The 21,930-nt window shown below is 67.6% G+C and carries 13 protein-coding genes; 8 read left to right on the forward strand and 5 right to left on the reverse strand.

The window, feature by feature from the left end; genetic code table 11:
* Positions 1-266: hypothetical protein (locus tag AC1DSO_RS03640; RefSeq protein WP_477067548.1), on the reverse strand; the 266-nt coding region annotated here is incomplete at its 3' end.
* Positions 267-723: 457 nt separating this feature from the next.
* On the opposite strand from AC1DSO_RS03640, the gene AC1DSO_RS03645 reads away from it, so the two are divergent.
* The 4 genes from AC1DSO_RS03645 to AC1DSO_RS03660 all read left to right on the forward strand — a co-directional run bounded on the left by AC1DSO_RS03645 (position 724) and on the right by AC1DSO_RS03660 (position 10,430).
* Positions 724-3,801 carry a TonB-dependent receptor gene (locus tag AC1DSO_RS03645; RefSeq protein ID WP_477067549.1) on the forward strand — a complete coding sequence of 1,026 codons (3,078 nt, stop codon included), beginning with the start codon at positions 724-726 and terminating at the stop codon, positions 3,799-3,801.
* 123 nt (positions 3,802-3,924) lie between these two features.
* Entirely contained in the window at positions 3,925-6,480 is a 2,556-nt protein-coding gene (locus tag AC1DSO_RS03650; RefSeq protein WP_477067550.1) for a GH92 family glycosyl hydrolase, read from the forward strand.
* A 55-nt stretch (positions 6,481-6,535) separates the two neighbouring features.
* Positions 6,536-9,067, forward strand: coding sequence for a glycosyl hydrolase 115 family protein (locus AC1DSO_RS03655; protein ID WP_477067551.1), 2,532 nt, complete (start codon positions 6,536-6,538; stop codon positions 9,065-9,067).
* A 10-nt stretch (positions 9,068-9,077) separates the two neighbouring features.
* Positions 9,078-10,430 (forward strand): glycoside hydrolase family 27 protein, encoded by a 1,353-nt coding sequence (locus AC1DSO_RS03660; RefSeq protein WP_477067552.1) that lies wholly within the window; start codon positions 9,078-9,080, stop codon positions 10,428-10,430.
* A gap of 246 nt (positions 10,431-10,676) precedes the next feature.
* Here the strand turns inward: AC1DSO_RS03660 and AC1DSO_RS03665 are convergent, their stop codons facing one another.
* From AC1DSO_RS03665 to AC1DSO_RS03680, 4 genes are read right to left on the reverse strand one after another with little or no spacing between them, the layout of a single operon-like run.
* Positions 10,677-12,971 carry a GH92 family glycosyl hydrolase gene (locus AC1DSO_RS03665; protein ID WP_477067553.1) on the reverse strand — a complete coding sequence of 765 codons (2,295 nt, stop codon included), beginning with the start codon at positions 12,969-12,971 and terminating at the stop codon, positions 10,677-10,679.
* A 5-nt stretch (positions 12,972-12,976) separates the two neighbouring features.
* Positions 12,977-13,996: an ABC transporter permease gene (locus tag AC1DSO_RS03670; protein ID WP_477067554.1), complete on the reverse strand. Its 1,020-nt coding sequence runs from the start codon at positions 13,994-13,996 to the stop codon at positions 12,977-12,979.
* Positions 13,993-15,552, reverse strand: a complete 1,560-nt coding sequence (locus tag AC1DSO_RS03675; protein ID WP_477067555.1) for a sugar ABC transporter ATP-binding protein — start codon at positions 15,550-15,552, stop codon at positions 13,993-13,995. Before AC1DSO_RS03675 ends, AC1DSO_RS03670 begins: the two co-directional genes overlap by 4 nt.
* Positions 15,553-15,560: 8 nt before the next feature.
* On the reverse strand, positions 15,561-16,553 hold the full coding sequence (locus tag AC1DSO_RS03680) for a substrate-binding domain-containing protein (protein ID WP_477067556.1): 993 nt from the start codon (positions 16,551-16,553) through the stop codon (positions 15,561-15,563).
* Positions 16,554-16,990: 437 nt separating this feature from the next.
* Between AC1DSO_RS03680 and AC1DSO_RS03685 the strand changes: the two genes are divergently transcribed.
* From AC1DSO_RS03685 to AC1DSO_RS03700, 4 genes are read left to right on the forward strand one after another with little or no spacing between them, the layout of a single operon-like run.
* A complete protein-coding gene (locus tag AC1DSO_RS03685) occupies positions 16,991-17,782 on the forward strand; it encodes an ABC transporter permease (protein ID WP_477067557.1) in 792 nt (263 codons plus the stop codon).
* Positions 17,783-17,791: 9 nt separating this feature from the next.
* Positions 17,792-18,544: an ABC transporter ATP-binding protein gene (locus tag AC1DSO_RS03690; protein WP_477067558.1), complete on the forward strand. Its 753-nt coding sequence runs from the start codon at positions 17,792-17,794 to the stop codon at positions 18,542-18,544.
* Positions 18,541-19,461, forward strand: a complete 921-nt coding sequence (locus tag AC1DSO_RS03695; protein WP_477067559.1) for a class I SAM-dependent methyltransferase — start codon at positions 18,541-18,543, stop codon at positions 19,459-19,461. Before AC1DSO_RS03690 ends, AC1DSO_RS03695 begins: the two co-directional genes overlap by 4 nt.
* Positions 19,458-21,929 carry a glycoside hydrolase family 99-like domain-containing protein gene (locus tag AC1DSO_RS03700; protein ID WP_477067560.1) on the forward strand — a complete coding sequence of 824 codons (2,472 nt, stop codon included), beginning with the start codon at positions 19,458-19,460 and terminating at the stop codon, positions 21,927-21,929. Before AC1DSO_RS03695 ends, AC1DSO_RS03700 begins: the two co-directional genes overlap by 4 nt.
* Position 21,930: the final 1 nt, after the last annotated feature.

Raw genomic sequence — 21,930 nt, forward strand, 5'->3', positions numbered from 1 at the left:
ATGGCGAGAAGCTGAATGACCAACCATTGGCCGTCCAGGGTCTGGTAGCGGCTCGAGCGGGTCGGGTCGCCGGCCAGGGCCGCCGCGCGGCTCTCGAACGGGAAGTGGGTGKCGCTGGCCGCCAGCTTACCCCGCGCATAGACCGCCGGGTTCTCCCAGTCCGGTCGCGAGGCGTCCACCTGGACCGGCTGGACCTGGATCTCTTCCGCTTGAGCGGCGAGGGCGATCCCCAGCCAGGCGGCGCCCGCCATCAAACCCCGCGTCATTAGGTCGTCTCCCCGTTTCCAGCCTTGACCATTATGCATTCGTTCTCGTGCAACAGCGCCGCTAAGGCAGGGCGGCGAATCCGATTGCGACGTTCCCCTACAGCGATCCGAAAGGCGCGCCTCCTTGCGGAGGCCGCGCGTCCAAACCTGGACGCGAGCGTTGAGCGGATGTCGCAATTCTTGGTTGATAATTTGGCCTGACCACTTCGCATAGTCGAAATATTTTTTCTAACGTAAGATTGTGAAAAAATATGCCAATTAAGCCGAAGTGACTCCAAAAAACGTTTCAAATCAGCGTGTTGCTTCCATTGTTGCATAATGGCAGCACGGTTTGGCCGTCGTCAACGACAATCGTCAGACAAATTGAAGGGGGGCTCATGACCTGTTATCGCTAAAGAGGTCAGGCCAATAAGTCGCCAGCAAGGCGCCGAGAACACAACGAGGAGGAGGGACTATCGTGAGCATCAACAACACCCGGGGGCGGGTCCTCAAGATCGCGCTGCTATCGGCCACCGTCATCGCCGGTTTGCCGACGCTCGCCGCGGCGCAAACCGCCGCCGCGCCGCAAACCGCGTCTTCGGCCGCGTCTTCGACCGACACGCTCGAGGCGGTCGTGGTCACCGGCTTCAAGCAGAGCTACGCCAACGCGGTTCGCGCCAAGAAGACCGCCATCGAGATCACCGACGGCATTTCGTCGGACGGCCTGGGCCGCTTTCCGGACCTGAACGTCGGTGAGGCGCTGCAGCGCATCCCGGGCGTGCAGATCAACCGCGAGGCCGAGGGTCGCGACGCCACCATCAACCTGCGCGGCATGCCGGGCGAGTACGCCCGCACCACGCTGAACGGCCAGTCGTTCGCCTATCCGCCGCTGCTGCGCGACAACCAGGGCACGCCGCTGGGCGCGTTCAATTCCGACATCTTCTCAGCCTTCGTGATCGCCAAGTCGCCGATGGCCAACACCGTGTCCGGCGGCCTCTCGGGCAATGTCGACATGCAGATCGCCCCGGCGCTGTCGCGCAAGGACGGCGGCTTCATGAAGGTGTCCTTCGAGCACAACACCCTAGGGGACCTGAACGCCCCGGCGGCGACCATCGGCTACAACAAGCATCTGTCGGACACGCTCGCCGTGTTCGGGACGCTGGCCTACAAGAAGGAAAACTTCCGCCGCGATACGGTCCGTCTGAACAGCTACGACTACCTGACGTCGGCGATGACGGGCCTGACGCCGACACAGTTCAACGCCACGTATGGCCAGTACTTCTCGGCCAACGCCTGCCCCGCCAGCGCGACCTCGTACTGCCGCTCGCTGGGCCAGGCCCTGGGTCTGTCGCAGACGGCCGCGACGCCGTTCATCACCAGCAACACCGGGTCGACCGCCACCAACGGCGTCTGGGCCAACAGCCAGATCCGCCAGTATACCCGCATGAACGTCGGTAAGGTCTGGTCGGGTTCGGGCGGCCTCGAGTGGAAGCCGAACGACAACACCAAGATCGGCCTGATCGGCTTCGCGACCGACCGCGACCTGCCCGACACCGTCCAGTACTTCCTGATCAACACGGTCCTGCCGTCGGCCACGGCCGGCGCCGGCACGGTGATCACCCCGACCGGCACGCCGATCAAGACCAACGACGGCCGCTATCTCTATCCAAGCTACACGTTCAACAACATGAACGGTCTGTCTTCGACGCGTCTGTACTCGCAGCACCAGAAGTCGAAAGGCGTGCTCGGCAATGTCGAGTGGAGCAACGATGACTGGCGCCTGGCCGCCGCCCTGACCCTGTCGAAGGGCGCCAACTCGTCGGTCGAGACCGAGGTCGACGTCGCCAACTACACCCGCGCGGGCGGCAATGGCATTACTGGCTCGGTGACCACCGGTCTTGGTGACATCGGCGCCTTCAAATACACGACCACCCCGTCGCCGCAGAATTCGATCACCAACGGCCAGACCTGGACCTGGGGCGGTCCCGGCGACCCGACGTCGTTCTACAACAACGGGACCAAGGCCAACTCGACCAACCAGATCCAGATCCAGGGCACCGAGAGCTTCGCCAGGAACGAACTGAACACCGTCGCCTTCGACGCCGAGCGCTTCGTCAAGTTCGGCCCGATCAAGAGCCTGCAGGCCGGCGTGCGCCTCGAGCGCGAGAAGTATGTGTCGACCGGCTATCGGGTCTACGCCTACGGCGCTCAGCTGAACAAGATCACCTCGAATATGATGGTTACGGCGCCGTTCGCCGATGACTTCATGGGCGGCTCCGCCGGCGATTACAGCCGTAACTGGCAGGTGCTGAACATCCATGAGTTCCTGAATGCCGTCCGTCCGGTCACGGCCTATCAGGGCGGTGGCCTGTCGAGCCAGGGCTTCAACATCCAGTACGCCGACAGCAGCTATTACGACAAGAACTTCACCAACGAGAACGACGTCAATCAGTTCTACATCCAGGCAAAGTACGACACCGAGATCTTCGGTCACGGCGTGCGCGGCAACTTCGGCGGCCGCTACGAAGACACCCGGAACACCATCACCACCCTGGACCGCACCACCCCGCCGACCGACTCGATCGGCTCGGCGACGGCGTTCAAGACCGACGAATACAAGAACAAGTACCACTACTTCCTGCCGTCGGCGATCTTCGTGGCCGACGTCACCGACGACCTGATCTTGCGCGGCGCCTACTACAAGACCTATGTCCGCCCGCACCCGCGTCAGTATTCGCCGTCTACCAAGGTCAGCCCGGGTGCGATCTTCAACACCAGCCTGAGCTCCGGCTCGGTCAACGTCTATGACGTCTCGGTGCAGATCGGCAACAACAAGCTGAAGCCCTATCTGGCCGAGTCGTTCGACCTGTCGCTGGAGTGGTACAACCGTCCCAACGGTCTGATCTCGCTAGCCTATTTCCACAAGAACATCACCGAACGCGTCGCCACGACCACCGATCCGGCGATCATCTGCCCGTCGGACGGCTCGACCTGGGGCTTCGGCGCCCTGTCGTGGGACGGCACCTACTGCAACGCCACCGCGCTGAGCAACGCCACCCGACAGATCCACGTCAACGCCACCGGCGCCTATAACCTCGACAAGCCGACCACCGTCGAGGGCGTCGAGTTCAACATCCAGCAGAACCTGGATTTCCTGCCGGGCTTCTGGAAGAACTTCGGCGGCAGCTTCAACTACGCCTACACGACCTCGAAGAGCCCCGCGATCGCCCCGTTCCCGGGCATCTCCAAGCACAATGTCAACTTCATCGGCTATTACGAGACGCCGAAGTATGGCGTGCGCGCGGTCTACAACTACCGCTCGGACTATCCGCTGAACGCCAACGGCACCTACACCGGCGCCGCCCGTTCGGTGCGGGCGCGGGGTCAGCTGGACATGTCGGCTTCGTACAACATCAACGACAATCTCACCGTGTCGTTGGACGCCTATAACCTGACGGACTCGAAGCGCTTCGAGTACGAGAACGACACCAAGGTGTCGCGTTGGGTCGACTACGATGGCCGCACCTTCACCCTGACGGCGCGCGCCACCTTCTAACCTTCACTCCCCGTGAAGCCACTTGATAGCCGGTCCATTCGTGGACCGGCTATATTTTCTCGGCGAGGATCGCTGCTCTCTCGCCGGACTGGTAAGTCGGATCAGTAAGCGGAAGGTTTTTCCATGTCGGGATTTCGCGCGACGCCCCTGCTGGTGCTAGCCGCCCTGGCGGCCGGCCCGATCGCCCAGGCCGCGCCCGACCCGTCTCTGTACAGGCTGCCCGCCCTTACCGTCGGCCTCGGCAACGACAACCAAGGCGACACCATTCCCGGGCCCACCCGGCCCAACGGCTCCATTCATCCGTCGCCCGAGACCCCCAACCCCAGCAACGCTGGCTACAACGCCGCCGAGCCGATCAGCGGCTTCGCCCAGTTGCATTCCCAAGGGTCGGGCGGGGTCACCACCTACGGCACGTTCCTGCTGTCGCCCCAGGTCGGCCAAGCCCAGTTCGACGAGGCCGCCCACCTGTCGCCCAAGGCCGACGAGGTCCTGGCCGCCGACGCCTATTCGGTGCGCCTGTCGCGCTACGACACCCGGGTCGAGGTCACCCCGGCCCACTATTCGGCCATCTACCGCCTGACCTATCCGGCCACGGATCAAGCCCAGCTGGTCTTCGACGTCACGCGCAAGGTCGGCGGGTTGGTCGCCTCCGACCAAGCCGACGTGAAGCTGTTCCCCGCCGACGGCAAGATCGTCGGCCACGTCAAGGCCAAGGGCTATTGGAACCCGGCCCTGATCGACATCTGGTTCGTCGCCAAGTTCGACCAGAAGCCCACCGCCTGGGGCGTGTTCAACCAGCAGGACCGCTTGGCCGGCGCCACCGAGGGCAAGACCGGGCCGGACGCGCGCCTGGGGGCGTGGGCGACCTTCAAGGCCGACAAGGACAAGCCGCTGCTGGTCAAGATCGCGGTGTCCTTCACCAGCGCCGAGACCGCCGAGGCCTTGCTGGACCGCGAGATCCCCGACTGGAGCTTCGACCGCGTCCGCCAGCAGAGCCAGGCCGCCTGGAACGACCGCCTGGGCGAGATCGAGGTCTCCGGCCTGTCCGAAGCTCAGACCCGTCGGTTCTACACGGCGTTCTACCACGCCTCGACCCACCCGCGGGACCGCACCCTGGACCAGCCGGCCAAGGAGCTGGGGCGGCCGAACTGGGACGACCACTACACGCTGTGGGACACCTACCGGACGCTGTTCCCGCTAATGTCGGTGCTGCGGCCCAGCGACTACGCGGCCAATCTGAACTCGCTGATCCACACCTTCGACAAGTTCGGCGCCGCCGACACCGCGATCATCGGCGGCCAGAACTATCATGTCGGCCAGGGCGGCGACGAGGTCGACAACGTGCTGGGCGAGGCGGCCCTGCGCGGCGCCCCCGGCGTCACCTGGACCGACGCCTGGCGCGTGACCCACTTCAACGCCTTCGAGCGCCGCCGGCCGCGCTATCTGGAGAGCGGCTATTTCGGGGTCGGCGACCTCAGCCCCGAGCCCAACAACCAGCGCGCCAAGTCAGGGTCGTCGACCCTAGGCTTCGCGCTGAACGACTATTTCGCCGCCCAGGTCGCCGCGAAGGCGGGTCACGCCGACGAAGCCCAGGCCCTGACCCAGCGCGCCCAGAACTGGCGCAAGATCTGGAACCCGGAGACCACCAGCGACGGTTTCAACGGCTTCCTGATGCCGCGCTATCCCGACGGCAAGTTCCAGGACATCGATCCGAAGCTGGGCTGGGACGGCAAGGTCCATAACAACGTCGGCTATTACGAGGGCACGGCCTGGATCTATTCCTACGGCGTGCTGCACGACCTGCCGGGCCTGGTCGAGGCCATGGGCGGGCGGGTGCGGTTCAACGAGCGCCTGAACCACGCCCTCGACGCCGGCCTGATCGACATCACCAACGAGCCGTCGTTCGCCACGCCCTGGCTGTTTCACGCCCTGGGCCGGGCGGACCTGTCGTCCTACTGGTCGGGCGAGGTGTTCAAGCACTTCACCGACACCGCCTATCCGGGCGACGAGGACGCCGGAGCGATGAGCTCCAACTACGTCTTCAACCGCCTGGGCCTGTTCCCGAAGCTGGGGAGCGATCTCTTCTACCTGCACGGGCCGCGTCACCCGCGCAGCGTCGTCCATCTGGAAGGCGGCAAGACGCTGGAGATTCTGGCGACCAACGCCGCGGCCGATCATCCGTACATCGCCGGCGCTGCCCTGAACGGAACGCCGCTGTCCGCCCCGTTCATCTCGCAGGCGCAGCTGCTGGCCGGCGGGGTGCTGAGCTTCGCGATGAGCGCGACCCCCGGCCAGTGGGCCTATGACGGCGCGGTGCTGAAGGCGGAGACTGACGTTCCGGCCCTGACCGACGGCAAGACCTCGACCGTCTGGACCGCCTCGGCCGGCCAGTCGGCCGTGTTCACCCGTCCGGCCGCCGCCTGCCTGAAGGCCTATACGGTCAGCGTCGGTCCCGACATCGCCGATCCCACCGCCTGGCGCTTCAGCGGTTTCGACGGCAAGCGCTGGGTCAAGCTGGACGCGCGGCGCGGTCAAAGCTTCGCCCACCGTCACGCGACCCAGACGTTCGCTCTGACCGCCAAGGCCTATGCGCGTTACCGGTTCGAGGTGACCAAGGGCAAGGCCGTCCAAGTCGCGGAAATCGAGCTGATCGCGGCGGACGGGTCGGCGTGCCGTTGATCTGAGCTCAAGGTCCATTAGTGTGGCCGGCGAGCTATTTGTCTGAGGAATATCGATGCAGTGGGTTCGATCCGCGACCGCGGGAGTCTGGGCGCTCGCCCTGTGCCTTGGTGTGACGACCGGGGCCATCGCGGCCCAGCCCACGCGGACCGCGGCCGAGGCCGAGCCGATCTTTAGCGACAGCCTGCCGCGCGGCGGCTTCGTGCTGGTCGAGCCGGGCAAGGCGCCGACCATTGTCGTCGATCCCGCCGACGCCGCCGTCGTCCGCCACGCCGCCGACGACCTGGCCGAGGACATCAAGACCGTCACGGGGCAGTCGGTCGCCGTCGCGGCCGCGCCCGCCGGCAAGACCGTCATCCTGGTCGGCACGCTGGGCCATGGCAAGCTGATCGACCAGCTGGTCGCCGCCAAGAAGGTCGACGTCTCGCGCCTGACCGGCGCCTGGGAAAGCTTCGTCATCGCCTCGGTCGACCGTCCGCTGCCTGGCGTCGACAAGGCCCTGGTGGTGATCGGCAGCGATCGTCGCGGCGCCGCCTTCGGGATCTACGAGGTCGCCCAGGCCATGGGCGTCTCGCCCTGGGCCTGGTGGGCCGACGTGACGCCGCAGCATCGCGACACGCTGTTCGTGCGCGCCGGCGTCCACCGCTTCGGCCCGCCGTCGGTCCGCTATCGGGGCGTGTTCGTCAATGACGAGGACTGGGGCCTCTATCCGTGGGCGGCCAAGACCTTCGACCCCGAGCGCGGCGACATCGGACCCAAGACCTATCGCCGGATCTTCACCCTGCTGCTGCGCCTGAAGGCCAACACCCTGTGGCCGGCCATGCACCACACGACCGCGCCGTTCAATTCCGACCCGGCCAACGCCAAGCTGGCCGAGGAGTACGGCATCGTCATGGGCTCGTCCCACGCCGAGGCCATGCTGCGCAACAATGTCGGCGAGTGGAAGGACGCGCCCGACAAGTTCAACTACGCGACCAATCCGGACGGCGTGAAGGCCTATTGGGAAGAGCGCGCCAAGACCAACGCCGGCTATGAAAGCCTGTGGACCGTGGGCATGCGCGGCATCCACGACAGCGGCATGGTCGGGCCCAAGACCATCCAGGAGAAGGTCGCCCTGCTGGACAGGATCATCGCCGACCAGCGCGAGATCCTCAGCAAGAACGTCTCGCCGGATCTAGCCAAGGTTCCGCAGATCTTCGTTCCGTACAAGGAAGTGCTGGAGATCTATCGGGCCGGCGTGAAGGTCCCCGACGACGTCACCATCGTCTGGCCCGACGACAATTTCGGCTACATCCGCCAGTTCGCCAGCGCCGAGGAGGCCAACCGCAAGGGCGGAGCGGGGGTCTATTACCACCTGTCGTACCTGGGCTATCCGCTGTCCTATCTGTGGCTGGGTACGACGCCGCCGGCCCTGGTTCAGGAGGAGATGATCCACGCCTGGGACAAGGGCGCGCGCAACGTCTGGGTGGCCAATGTCGGCGACATCAAGCCGGCCGAGATCGGGACCAGCCACTTCCTGGAGATGGCCTGGGACATCGATCGTTGGCGCGGCAAGAGCCAGCGGCAGTTCCTGGAGGACTGGAGCGGCCGCGCCTTTGGCCCCGCCCTGGCCGGCAAGACCGCCGACCTGCTCGACACCTATTACCGGCTGAACTTCGAGCGCCGGCCCGAGCACATGGAATGGCAGCCCAAGGCCGAGAGCCGCCACCTCAGCAGCTATACACCGGACGAGGTCAACGACCGGCTCCGCGCCTTCCGCAAGCTGGTGGATGCGACCAAGGCGGCGGGGGCTCAGGTTTCGCCGGAGCAGGCCGACGCCTGGTTCGAGCTGGTCGAGTTCCCGATCCGCGTCTCGGCCGCCGCCAATATGCGGTTCTTCGCCGCCGAGCGTTACAACGAGCTGATCGACGACGACCAGGTCATGGCCCGCTCGGCGGGCGCCGCCGCGGTGGACGCCCAGGGCGAGATCACCGCCCTGACCGACCGCTTCAACACCAAGATCGCCGGCGGCAAGTGGCGCTGGCTGATGCCCGAGGAGCCGGCCGACAGCCAGTGGCGCATCTATCGCGCCCGTCCGGTGCCGATGCCCGGCGGCGGCCTGATCTCGGATCCGGCCAAGTTCCTGGCCGTGGTCGACGGCAATGCGCCCGCCGGCTCGCCGATCGTCGAGGCCGAGACCTTCCTGACCAATACCGGCTGGCGTCTGGTCGAGGGCGTGGGCCGGGGGCGTGGGGTGATGATCGCCGACGCGCCCGGCGCGACCCTGACCTTCAATGTCGAGGTCGGTGCGGCGGGCCGCAGCGTGCAGGTCGGCGTGCTGCCGATCTTCCCCGACGGCCAGGCCAAGGAGATCGAGCTGGACGTCAGCGTCGATGGGGCCGCGCCCCAGCGCGTCCGCTGGCCGCGTACGGTCGGTTCGCCGGCCTGGGCCCAAGGGGTGCTGGACAATCTGCTCAAGGCCACCGCCGGCCCCGTGCTCTCGCCGGGCCGCCACACGGTCACCGTTGTCTCGCGCGCCGGCCGCGTCGGGCTGGATCAGCTGCGCCTGGTCACGCCCGAGGTGATCCCGACCCACGAAAACCACTAGAGGCGTCCCGATGAGTACGATGAAGCTGAGCCGTCGCGGCCTGCTGGGCGCGTCCGCGGCCCTGGGCGCCCTGCCCGCCGCCGCGGCGACCAAGCCGCCTGTCAAGAAGAAACCCCTGCTGGCCCCGACCCCGCCGATGGGCTGGAACAGCTGGAACAGCTTCGCCACCACGATCACCGAGGCCCAGACCTTGGAGCAGGCGGGGATCATGGCCCGCGAGCTGCTGCCCGCCGGCTACGACATCCTGACCGTCGACATCCAGTGGTACGAGCCCGGCGCCAGCAGCTACGAATACGCGGCCAAGCCCGTCCCGACCCTGGACCCGAACGGCCGGCTGCTGCCGGCGCCGAACCGCTTCCCGTCCAGCGCCGGGGGCAAAGGCTTCAAGCCGCTGGCCGACCGCTGCCGGGCCCTGGGCCTGCGTTTCGGCGTCCACCTGATGCGCGGCGCCCCGCGCCTGGCGGTCGAGCGCGGCCTGAAGGTGCTGGGAACCAACATCCCGATCGCCGACATCGTCGACAAGCGCAGCATCTGCTCGTGGAACCCCGACATGTACGGGGTCGACATGAGCAAGCCGGGCGCCCAGACCTATTACGACAGCGTCTTCGCGCTGCTGGCCTCCTGGGGCGTGGACTTCGTCAAGGTCGACGACCTCAGCCGGCCCTACGACGCCCACGCGGCCGAGATCGAGGCCATCCACCGCGCCATCGGCCGTTCGGGCCGGCCGATGATCCTGTCGATGTCGCCGGGCGAGACCCCGGTCGTGCGCGGCGCCCACGCCAAGAAGCACGCCCAGATGTGGCGGATCTCGGACGACTTCTGGGACGACTGGAAGATGCTGGACGCCCAGTTCACGCGCCTGGAAAACTGGTCGCCCTATATCGGCGACGGCGGCTGGCCCGACGCCGACATGCTGCCGCTGGGCCGCCTGGCTCTGGGCGAGCGCGACACCAAGTTCACGCCCGACGAACAGCGCACCCTGATGACCCTGTGGTCGATCGCCCGCTCGCCGCTGATCATGGGCGGGGATCTCCGCCACCTCGACGCGCCGACCAAGGCCCTGCTGACCAATCCCGAGGTCATCGCCGTCAACCAGGCCTCGCGGAGCAACCAGCCGCACTTCGTCGAGGACGGGATCCGCGTCTGGACGGCGAAGGCGGCGAACGGCGATGCGTACCTGGCCCTGTTCAACACCGGCGGCAAGGCGCGCGAGGTCGGCGTCGACCTCAAGGCCATGGGCCTGCCTGGGGCGGTCACGGCGCGGGACCTCTGGACGCGGAGCGATCTTGGCAAGGTCGCCGGCCGGTTCTCGGTTCAGCTGCCGTCGCACGGATCGGGGCTGTATCGCTTGGCCGCGCGCTGAGCGCCCACCGGAATCCCTCTCTCTRWGAGAGAGGGAGGGGCCCGCCGCGAAGCGGTGGGAGGGTGAGTGGTTACAGTCTCCCAGAACAGGGCTCTGACGAAGGCGCCACAGCGGGAACATGAACTCGCACCTTTGGCGCGTGCGGTGAAAGGGCCTCGGTTTCTCCGGCTTACGGCGAAACCTCTCACCCTCCCACCGCCTGCGGCGGCGGGCCCCTCCCTCTCTCTATGAGAGAGGGATTTTTCTTCACTGCCCGTTCGGCGGAGCCATGAACGTGGTCGCCCAGGCCGACGGCTTCGGGCCCATGGTCAGCGCCAGCACCCCGCCCTTGGCGAGTTCGTCGTGGGTGATCCAGGCGCGGTCCAGCGGCTTGCCATTCAAGGTCGCGGCGGCGACGTAGCGGTTGGCCTCCGAGGTCGCCGGGGCCTCGACGACGAAGGTCTTGCCGCCCTCCAGCGCGATGACGCCGCGCGCGAACACCGGCGAGGCGATGTAGTAGTAGGGCTGACCGGCGTTCGGATAGAGGCCGAGGGCGTTCCAGACGTACCAGCTGGACATCGCCCCGGCGTCGTCATTGCCCGGCAGGCCCGTGCGGGTCGCGTGATAGTGCTTGGCCATCAGCTGGCGGACGATCTCGTCGGTGCGATCGGGCCGGCCAGCGTGGATGTAGAGGTACGGCGCCAGGATGTCGGGCTCGTTGCCCTGCGAGTAGTGGCCGTCGAACAGCTGGTCCAGCCAGGTGGCGAAGCCTTCGCGGCCGCCCGCCTTGGCCATCAGCCCGGCCACGTCCTGCGGCACATAGGTGGAGTACTGCAGGGAATTGCCCTCGTAGAACGGCGCGTCCCACCACGGTCCCGAGCGGTCCGGATACTCGTAGGTGCAGCTGTAGTTCTCGACCCATTCGCCATTGGGGTAACGCGGGCGGACGCAGCCTAGCTTGTCGTCCCAGAGGTTCTTCCAGTTGCCGGCGCGCGCGAGATAGCGCCTGGCGTCGGCGGTCTTGCCCAGGGCCTTGGCCACCACGCCGATGGCGTAGTCGTCATAGGCGTATTCCAGGGTGCGCGAAGCCGACCGCGTCTGGGTGAAGGGCACATAGCCCAGCTTCAGATAGTCCTTCAGCACCCGGCCCTGCAGGAAGGGCTGGTCGGTGTCGACCTCGCCGTTCTTGCGGATCGCCTCATAGGCCAGGGCCTGGTCGAAACCGCCCAGGCGCTTGACCACGGCGTCGGCCACCAGGACGTCGCCATTGGAGCCGCCCTGGGTCATGCCGGTGGCCCCGGCGATGCGCGCGTCGGGCATCCAGCCGGTGTGCTTGTAGGTGTCGATCAGCGAGCGGAGCATGTCGCGCTGCCGCTGTGGCTGGATCACGGTCAGCAGCGGGTGCAGCGTCCGGAACGTGTCCCACAGGGTGTAGAAGTCCTCGTAGTGGGGCTCGTCGGACTTCCACCAGACGTTCTCACCGCTCAGATCGTGCGGCATGGTGTGGGCCCGATAAAGGGCCGAGTAGAAGATCCGCTGCTGCTCGTCCGTGCCGCCCTCGACCTGGATCTTGGCCAGGGCGTCCGCCCATTGGGCCTGCGCCGCCTGGCGATAGGCGTCGAAGGCCCAGCCGGGCATCTCCTCGGCCAGGTTGGCGCGGGCCTTGGCGGCGCTGACGAACGACACGGCCAGCTTCATCTGGACCTGGCGCTGGCTGGTGGTGTCGAAGGTCAGATAGGCGCCGAGGCGATTGGAGAACTCGCGCTCGGTGTCGTACTCGATCATCAGGCCCTGGCGGGTGGCCGGGCTCTTGACCTGTGAACCGCCTTCCGAGCGCCCGACGCCGGGCTTGGCCTCGAACGTCCCCTGGCCGGCCTTCCAGGCCCCGAAGGCCTTGGCCGGCCGGTCGACGACCGCGTGGAAATAGAGGGTGTAGGGCGCGGGATTCCAGCCGCCCTCGACCGTGACCTCGCCGGCCAGGGTGTGGTCGTCGATCAGCTCGACCTTGGCCAGCCGTACCCGCTGCCCACGCCCGCGCATGGCGACCACCGAGCTGACGTCGAAGATCAGCTGGCTGTCGGCGGCGGCGGGGTAGGTCAGGCGCTGGAAGCCGACCCGGCGCGAGGCCGTCAGCTCGACCTTGATCCGCTCGGCGTCGCTGTTGCCCAGGCCGACGGAATAATAGCCCGGCGAGGCCCGCTCGTCGGTCTTGCCGAAGTGCAGATGGTTCAGCTTCAGAGGTCCGACCGTCGGCGTGACCCGGAAGTTGCCGTACTTGCCAGAGCCGCCGGTGCCGCTGACGTGGGTGTAGCTGAAGCCCATGATCGGGCTCCTGGAATCGTAGCCGTTGGTGTCGGCGTTGGTGGTGTCGGGGCTCAGCGACACGAAGCCGAACGGCACGCCGGCGCCGGGCACGGTATTGCCGCCGGTGACCCCGCCGCCGTCGACGCCCACGAACGGGTCGACCTTTTGCGTCAGGTCGGGCGCGGCGGTTTGGGCCAGCGCCGCGAGCGGCAGCGCCACCAGGGCGGCGCCGAGGAGAAGACCGCTCAGGAGACGCATCGGAATCAGGCCTTGTGGGTGCGGGCGTAGTGGTCGAAGGCGACCGCGGCGACGATGATCAGGCCGATCACCACCTGCTGGAAGTACGAGGTGACGTGCATGATCACCAGGCCGTTCGACAGCACGCCGATCAGCAGGGCGCCCAGGATGGTGCCGCCGACGCCGCCGGAGCCGCCGCTCAGGCTGGCCCCGCCGATCACCACCGAGGCGATGACGCGCAGCTCGTAGCCCGTGCCGGCCACGGCCTCGGCCGAGCCCAGGCGGGCCGACAGCAGGAAGCCCGACAGGCCGGCCAAGGCGCCGATCACCGCGTAGACGCTGGTGACGATGAAATCGACATTGACGCCCGACAGCCGGGCGGCCTCGGCGTTGCCGCCGACGGCGTAGACCTGGCGGCCATAGCGCGTGTAGCGCAGCACCACGTGGCCGACGATCGCCACCAGGGCGAACACCGCCACCGGGACCGGCACGAACAGGATGTCGCCCGTGCCCCACCAGCGGTAGGCCGCGTCGAAGCCCGAGATCGGGCCGCCGTCATTCAGGATCAGGGTCGCGCCGCGCCAGACGGTCATGCCGCCCAGGGTGACGATGAAGGCCGGCACGTGCAGCCAGGTCACCGCCTTGCCGTGGATATAGCCGCCGACCAGGCCGACCACGCTGGAGAGGGCCAGGGCGATCAGCCAGCTGACCGGCGACTCCCCGACCACCGTGGTGATCACATAGGCCGCCGCCAGTGAGGCGAAGGCCAGCAGCGAGCCGACCGCCACGTCGATGCCGCCGATCAGGATCACATAGGTCATGCCGACCGCGATGATCCCGTAGATCGACACCTCGCTGAGGATGTTCAGCGCGTTGCGGATCGTCAGGAAGCGCTCGTTGACGATCCCGAAGGCGGCGATCAGCAGCAGCAGGAACAGGATCGTCCGGTGCTTGCGCGCGAAGGCCAGCACATCGAAGCGACGGCCGGGGGGTGGCGCGGCCTGCTGGGCGGTCGGTTCGGGGGAGAGCGTCGGGGAGGCGGTCATTGGGGAGAGAGTTCCATTCCTGACGGCGAGGGCCGGCCGGCGCCGGTCGCCATATAGGCCATCAGGCCTTCTTCGGTGGCCGCGTCGGCCTCGAGATCGGCGACGATCGCGCCTTCGCGGAAGACGATGATCCGGTCGCTGACGGCCATGACCTCGGCCAGCTCCGAGGAGATGACGACGATCGCCACGCCCTGGGCGGCCAAGTCGGACAGCACTTGGTGAACCTCGGCCTTGGCGCCGATGTCGATGCCGCGCGTGGGCTCGTCGACGATCAGCACGCGGGGCGCCAGCGCCATCGAGCGGCCCAGCAGCACCTTCTGCTGATTGCCGCCGGACAGCTTGCCGATCGGGGTCTCCTGGTCGGCCATCTTGATGCGCAGCTTCTGGCGATAGGTCTCGACCAGGTCGCGCTCGGCGCGCTCGTCGACCCACTGGCCAAACCGGCTGAGCGGTCCCAGGCTGGGCAGGCTGAGATTGTGGCGGATCGAGTGGTCGAGGAAACAGCCCTGCTGCTTGCGGTCCTCGGGCACCAGCATGACGCCGGCCCGGATCGCGTCGCGCGGCGACTTCAGCTTCAGCGGCTTGTCGTCCAGATGGATTGAGCCCGACGCGATGGCGTCGGCCCCGAAGATCAGCCGAGCCAGGTCCGTGCGGCCGGCCCCGACCAGGCCGGCCAGGCCGACGATCTCGCCGGCCCGGACCTCCAGGCGAATGTCCTTCAGATAGCCCGGCGTGGACAGGCGCGGCCGGCGCGGGGTCACGCTCTCGACCTTCAGCACCACGCGCCCGGGCGGGCCCGAGCGGACGCGGCGGACGAACTCGACGTGGCGGCCGACCATCAGCCGGACCATGTCGCCGACCTCGACCTCGGCGACGTCGCCGCTGGCCACCCAGCGGCCGTCGCGCATCACCGTGTAGCGGTCGCACATGGCCTTCACCTCGGCCAGCCGGTGAGAGACGTAGATGACGCTGACGCCGCGCGCCTTCAGGCCGGCGATGATGGCGTGCAGGCGGTCGACCTCGCGGCTGCTCAAGGCGGCCGTGGGCTCGTCCATGATGATCAGCCGGGCGTTCAGGGTCATCGCCTTGGCGATCTCGACCATCTGCTGCTCGGCCACGGTCAGGCGGCGGACCGGCTCGTCCGGATCCAGCGGCAGACCGAGTTCGTCGAGCAGGGCGCGGGCGTCGGCGCGCAGGCGGCTCCAGTCGATCAGGCCCAGCCGTTTGGGCTCGCGGCCCAGATACATGTTCTCGGCGACGCTGAGCTCCGGGAACAGGTTGAATTCCTGGTAGATCGTGGCGATGCCCAGCTGCTGGCGGCGCAGGGGCGTGTCGCGCGGGTCCAGCGGCCGGCCGTCGAACGTCACGGTCCCCTCGTCGGCCGCGTGGGCCGCCGACAGGATCTTGATCAGGGTCGACTTGCCCGCGCCGTTCTCGCCCAGCAAGGCGTGGACCTCGCCCTGTCCCGCCTTGGGTCCGACTTGCAGCCGGACCTGATCGAGGGCCAGCACGCCGGGAAAGCGCTTACTGACCTGGCTGACGTCCAGAAGAGCCATGGCGTCGCCTACTTCACCTCGGCGATGCGCGAGGCCTCGGCGAGGTTGGCGCTGGTGATCAGCACGGGGATCAGGCTGACGCTCTTGGGCGCGGCGCCGGTCTTGATCTTGGCCACCGCCTGGCGAAGGGCGGTGCGGATCTGCTGGCCGGGGTTCTGCTCGACCGACGCGACCATCTCGCCGGCCTTGATACGGGCCAGGGCCTCGGGAATGGCGTCGAAGCCCAGCACCTTGACCTTGTCGGGCGTGAAGCCGGCGGCGCGGACGGCCTCCAGCGCGCCCATGGCCATGTCGTCGTTCAGGCACAGGATCACGTCCGGCGGGGTGTCGTGCATCGAGGTCAGCACGTTCTGGGTGACCGTCAGGGCCTGGTCGCGCTTGGAGTTGGCGGTCTGCTCGGTGACGATCTTGAACGCCGGGCCGCCGGCCGCGAGGCCGTCGTGGACGCCCTTGACCCGCTCGATCGAGCTGGAGCTGCCGGGATCGTTGGTGATCACCACCACGCGTGCGCCGTTCGGATAGGTCTTGACCACCCAGTCGGCCATGGCGCGGCCGCCGGCCACGTTGTCGGCCCCGACGTGCGGCACCGGCGTCTTGCCGCCGACGATGTTGCGATCGACCGAGATCACCGTCACGCCTTGCTCGGCCAATTCATCAGTAGCGGTGGCCAGGGCCTTGGAGTCGGTCGGGGCCACGATCACCACCTTGGCGCCCTGCACGGCGGCGGCCTCGAGGTCGGCGATCTGCTTGGCGGAATTGTTCTGGGCGTCCATCACCTGGACCTTGACGCCCAGCTTGCCGGCCTCGTCCTCGAGTTCGCGGCGCATGGCCACGAAGAACGGCTGCGACAGATCGTTGAAGCTGACCACGACCTCGGAAGCGTCCTGGCCGCCGCGCGAACAGGCGCCCAGCAAGCCGGCCGTCAGCCCCATTCCTGACACCAGGCCCAGTCCGGACACCAGGCCGAAGAAGCGTCGGCGCGACGGCAGAGGGCGGGTCATGGGGCTTCTCTTCCTAATGTCTGATTATTGGATGCCGAGCATCACTCTGGTTTTGGGACAGGTGTATGGAAGGCATATTCCATGTCAAGCAAACTAAGAAATTGTGTTTCAAACCTGGCCTTGAGAGGCTCCTCGGCCCGCGCCGCGCGCACGGGCCGTCACGGGCGCCTCGAGCGTCAGCATACTCGGATCCGGGCGGCGCTTTCATCCCCCGTTCGACGGCGCCGGTCCAATTGTCCGAGATATAGCGCATAAAGCGCGCGCGGGGGATCGGCGCGCCGGACGGTCCCGAAAGCTCGACTAAAGTTTTTACGCAACAGGTCGGGCGCGAGTTGGGAAACCCGCGCTCGGCGGCCTTCCTAAGCATTGTCGGGCGGCTCGGGGCTCTGTAAGCAGGCGCCTTGCTGACCGCCGTGAGGCGTTGAGGAAGGATCCGCATGCCGAGTCCCTTGATGGCGGCGCTGAAGGACGTGGGAGACGGCATTCGCCTCGCCCCCCTGTGGTGGCGGCTCGGCCTGGACCAGACGGCGTCGCGCTTCCAGCGCTCGATCCTGGGTCCGTTCTGGATGGCCTGCAACCTGCTGGTTGTCGCCTTTGCCCTGGCCTTCCTGGTCAGCGCCATGATGGGCGTGAACCTGATGGGCACCTTTCCGCAGGTGGTGGCCGGCTTGCTGGCCTGGTCGCTGGTCGGCACGGCCATGGCTGAAGCGCAGGCGATCTTCCTCTACAACGCCGGCCTGATGCAGAGCCAACGCCTGCCGCTCAGCTTCTACGTCTTCCTGCACGCCCAAAAGGCGGCGACGAACTTCCTGTTCCAGGCGATCGCCTTCTGGGCGGTGATGCTGATCATCGGCCGGTTCGTCGCGCCTCACTGGACGCTGATCCCGGCCCTGGTCGTGATGTTGCTGATCGTCTGCCTGCAAGGCTTCATCATCGCCATCCCGTCGACCCGCTTCCGCGACGTGGCTTACATGATGAGTTATGTCGTCCAGCTTCTTTTCTATGTGACGCCGGTATTCTGGGTGACCGACAACCTGAGCCCCAAGAGCCGCCGCATGGTCGAGCTCAACCCGTTCACCCACCAGGTCGAACTACTGCGCGCGCCGCTGACTGGCCATGCCCCCGCCGCGCTCGACTGGTGGTGGACGCTGGGCATGACCGGTGTCCTGGCGATAATCGCCTTCGCGCTGCTGGCCATGTTCCGCAAGCGCGTGGTCTTCTGGCTGTAGGAGACAGCGATGACGCACCGGATCAAGCTGACGAACGTCGACCTCGACTACTTCGTCTACAGCCTGCGCTCGCAATCGCTGCGCAGCGCCGTGTTCAACCTCGCGGTCGGCGGCAAGATGTACAAGGCCGCCGGCGACGTCGCCGCGGTCAAGGCGCTGTCGGATATCAATCTCGAGATCGTCGAGGGCGACCGCATCGCGCTCGTCGGGCATAACGGCTCGGGCAAGACCACCCTGCTGAAGGTGATCGCCGGCATCTATTCGCCGACCCGCGGCGAGCTGGAAATCGACGGCGACATCACCTCGATGATCGCCATCAACGCCGGCGTCGACATGGAGGCGACCGGCCTTCGCAACATCCACAAGCTGGGCCTGATGCGCCGCCTGTCGCGCAAGGTGATCGACAGCCGCGTGGACGCCATCGCCGAGTTCTCGGGGCTAGGCGACTTCCTGCACCTGCCGGTCCGCACCTATTCGGCCGGCATGCTGGCGCGCCTGATGTTCTCGGTCGCCACCGAGTTCGAGGCCGATATCCTGGTGCTGGACGAGTGGCTCAGCGCCGGCGACGCCGCCTTCGTGCAGAAGGCCGCTCAGCGCATGCACCGCATGGTCGAGGACGCCAAGATCATGGTCATGGCCACCCACGACCACGACCTTGTCCGTCGCGTCTGCAACCGCGTCTGCGAGCTGCAGGCCGGTCGCATCATCTTCCTCGGCCCGACCGAAGAGTGGCTAGCCTACCGGGAAGCCCAAGTCGCATGACAGTCTCCACCCGCCTTCTCGCCCACGAAGACATCCGGGGCGAAGGTCCAGGCGCCTGGATCGCGCGCCTGAAGCGCTCGGTCGCCGAGCGCACCCAGGACGGCCTGGTGTTCCCCGACTTCCCGTCGGCCGAGATTCAGCGGCAGTTCGTCGGCTCGGCCTACGAAGACGCGCTGAACGAAGCGGGCGTCTTCTATCGTTTCGCCCATGAGAGCATGAGCGACCGCGCCTACAAGCGGTCCAGCGGCAAGGGCTATCTGGATTTCGGCTGCGGTTGGGGGCGGATCGGGCGCTTCTTCCTGCGCGACTTCAGGGCCGAGGACATGGTCGGAGTCGACATCGATCCCGACATGGTCGCTTTCTGCCGACAAGCCAATCTGCCGGGCCGGTTCGAGACGATCACCAACGGTCAGCCGCTGCCGTTCGCCGACGATTCGTTCCGGCTGATCACGGCCTACTCGGTCTTCACCCACCTGCCGCCGCACCTGTTCCGCGCCTGGCTAGCCGAGTTGCTGCGCGTGCTGGCGCCCGGCGGTCAGCTGGTGTTCACAGTCGAGCCGCCCCGATTCCTCGATTTCCTGCAAGCCACCGACGCCGACTCTCCCAATGCCTGGCTGGCCGCCCTGTCGGCGTACAAGGACCGCTTGCCGCAGCTGCGCGCGGACCTGGCCAACAACGGCATTGCCTATCTGCCGTCGGGCGGCGGCGACTATCGCGAGCCGGACGTCTATGGCGAGACGGTCGTGACCGCCAAGTTCGTGGCCAAGCAGGCCGCGCCGCACGGCGGCGAAGTGGTGCGCTATGTCGACGATCCCGCTCGCTTCTGGCAGGCGGCGGTGGTCATCCGCAAGCGCGTCCCCAACGCGCCGCGGGGCTTCTTCGCGCGGCTGTTGGCCCGCCTTTCGGGCAAGGCATGAGTCGCCCGCCGCCCAAGCTGGTGTTTGGCGGCCTGAAGCCCGGCCGCGACGTCGCGGTCCGGGGCCTCGACACGCAGGGGCGGCCGGTCCTGGCGGCGGCCGGCGGCGACCCCCAGATGGTTTGGACCGCGACCCGCGCCGAGCGCGCCGCCCTGCGCGCAGCCAAGGCGGTGCGGATCGACGTCAAGCTCGAGGCGGTCGAAGGACAGCTGGTCGGTCCGGCGCTCTACGCCGATTGGGGCGACGGCTTTTCGGAAGATTCCTACACCCGTCTGAAAGCTGGCCCGGACGGCTGGTTCGCCTCGCTGCCGGCCCGCAGCTGGCAGCTGAACGGTGTGCGGCTGGACCCCTCGGAAGGCGCGTGCGCGTTCACCGTGTCGGACTTCAAGGTCTCGCGCATCGGCGACCTGGGCCAGGATCCGCGCGGCCTGAAGGGCGCGGCGATCCAGGCGATCAAGCCGCTGCTGGGACCGCTGCGCAAGCCGGCGGGCGCGGCCTGGCGGCGAGGGCGGGCGGTGCTGGACCGGGCGCGGGCGACCCGTCCCGCCGGTGGCGACACCGGCCCGGTGCGGGCGACTTATACCCACGCGATCCAGGTCGCGAAGAACCTGCGCAGCCCCCACTACGCTGCCCCGATCGCCGCCCCGATCGCCCTGCCGGCCGATGCGCCGAAGGTGGTGGCTTTTTACCTTCCCCAGTTCCATCCGTTCCCGGAGAACGACGCCTGGTGGGGCAAGGGCTTCACCGAATGGACCAACGTCTCCAAGGCCCAGCCGCAGTTCCTGGGTCACTACCAGCCGCGCCTGCCGGGCGACCTGGGCTTCTACGACCTGCGCCAGCGTGAGGTGATCGCCCACCAGATCGATCTCGCCAAGGGCGCCGGCGTCCACGCCTTCTGCTTCCACTACTACTGGTTCGCCGGAAAACGCCTGCTGGAGCGGCCGATCGAGCTGTTCCTGGCCGATCCGACCCTGGACCTGCCGTTCGCCCTGTGCTGGGCCAACGAGAACTGGACGCGGCGCTGGGACGGCGACGAGAGCGACGTCCTGATGGGCCAGGACCACTCGCCCGAGGATGACGAGGCCGTGTTCGAGGACATCGCCCGCCATATCCGCGACCCGCGCTACCTGAAGGTCGGCGGCAAGCCGGTGATGGTGCTGTATCGGCCCGAGATCCTGCCGGACTCCAAGGCCACGACCGACCGCTGGCGGGCCCAGGCCCGGGCCATGGGGATCGGCGAGCTGCACCTGTTGTGCACCACGGCCTTTGGCTTCCAGGACCATGCCGGCCACGGCTTCGACGGGATCATCGACTTCCCGCCGCACGCCATCGTCGAGGGCGAGATCACCAAGTCGGTGACGCCCCTGCATCCGAACTTCACCGGCAAGGTCTACGACTATCCGACGGTGGTTCAGCACAAGCTGGATGAGCTCTCGCAGGCCGACGCCGCCTTCGTGCCGGGCGTCATGCCGGGCTGGGACAACCAGGCGCGCAAGCCCTGGGCCGGCCACGCCTTCCACAACGCCGACCCCGAGCGCTATCTGCGCTGGCTGTCGGGCGCCTTGAAGCACGCGGACGCCAAGCACCCGAAAGGCCAGGGCCTGGCCTTCGTCAACGCCTGGAACGAGTGGGGCGAGGGGGCCTATCTGGAGCCCGACCGCTGGTTCGGCCATGGCTATCTGCACGCCACCCGCGCCGCGCTGAGCGCCTATCTGCCGCGCCTGACCGACGAGCATCCGCTGGTCGCGGAAGCCCAGGCGCGCTTCGCCAAGCGCGCCGAGGCGGTGACCCTGCTGCACCTGTTCTATCCGGAGCTGATCGACTGGTTCGCCGAGCGCCTGGCCGCCACGGCCGACGTGCTGGACCTGATGGTCACCGTGCCGGAAGCCTGGAGCGAGGGCGACCTGGCCAAGGCCCGCGAGGCCTTTCCGCACGCCCACCTGGCCATCGCCGAGAACCGCGGACGCGACATCCGGCCGTTCGTCGAGACCCTGCGCCGGGCGCGGGCGCTGGGCTATTCGGTGTTCTGCAAGCTGCACTCCAAGCGCTCGCCGCACCAGCCCAAGGGCGACCAGTGGCGCGCCGCGCTGGTCGACGGCCTGCTGGGCGGCGAGGCGGCGGTCCTGGCCCTGCGCGCCTTCGCCCAGGATCCGAAGCTGGGCCTGCTGGCCTCGTCAGAGGCCCGCATGCGGATGGGCGATCCCGACGTGATGGACAACAACCGTCCGGACGTCGAGCGGCTCTCCGCGCGCATGGGCCTGAAGCCGCGTCCCGAGACGCCGTTCGCGGCCGGCTCGATGTTCTGGGGGCGGACGGAAGCCTTCGCGCCACTGACGGACCTGGACGACGCCGAGCTGGGTTTCGGGCCGGAGCTAGGTCGCGTCGACGGCACGACCGCCCACGCGATCGAACGGCTGACCGCCGCCATCGTCTCCCGCGCCGGCTATCGGGCGAGTTTCGAGCTGTGAG

This window comes from Caulobacter sp. P4_E5 (assembly GCF_056401555.1).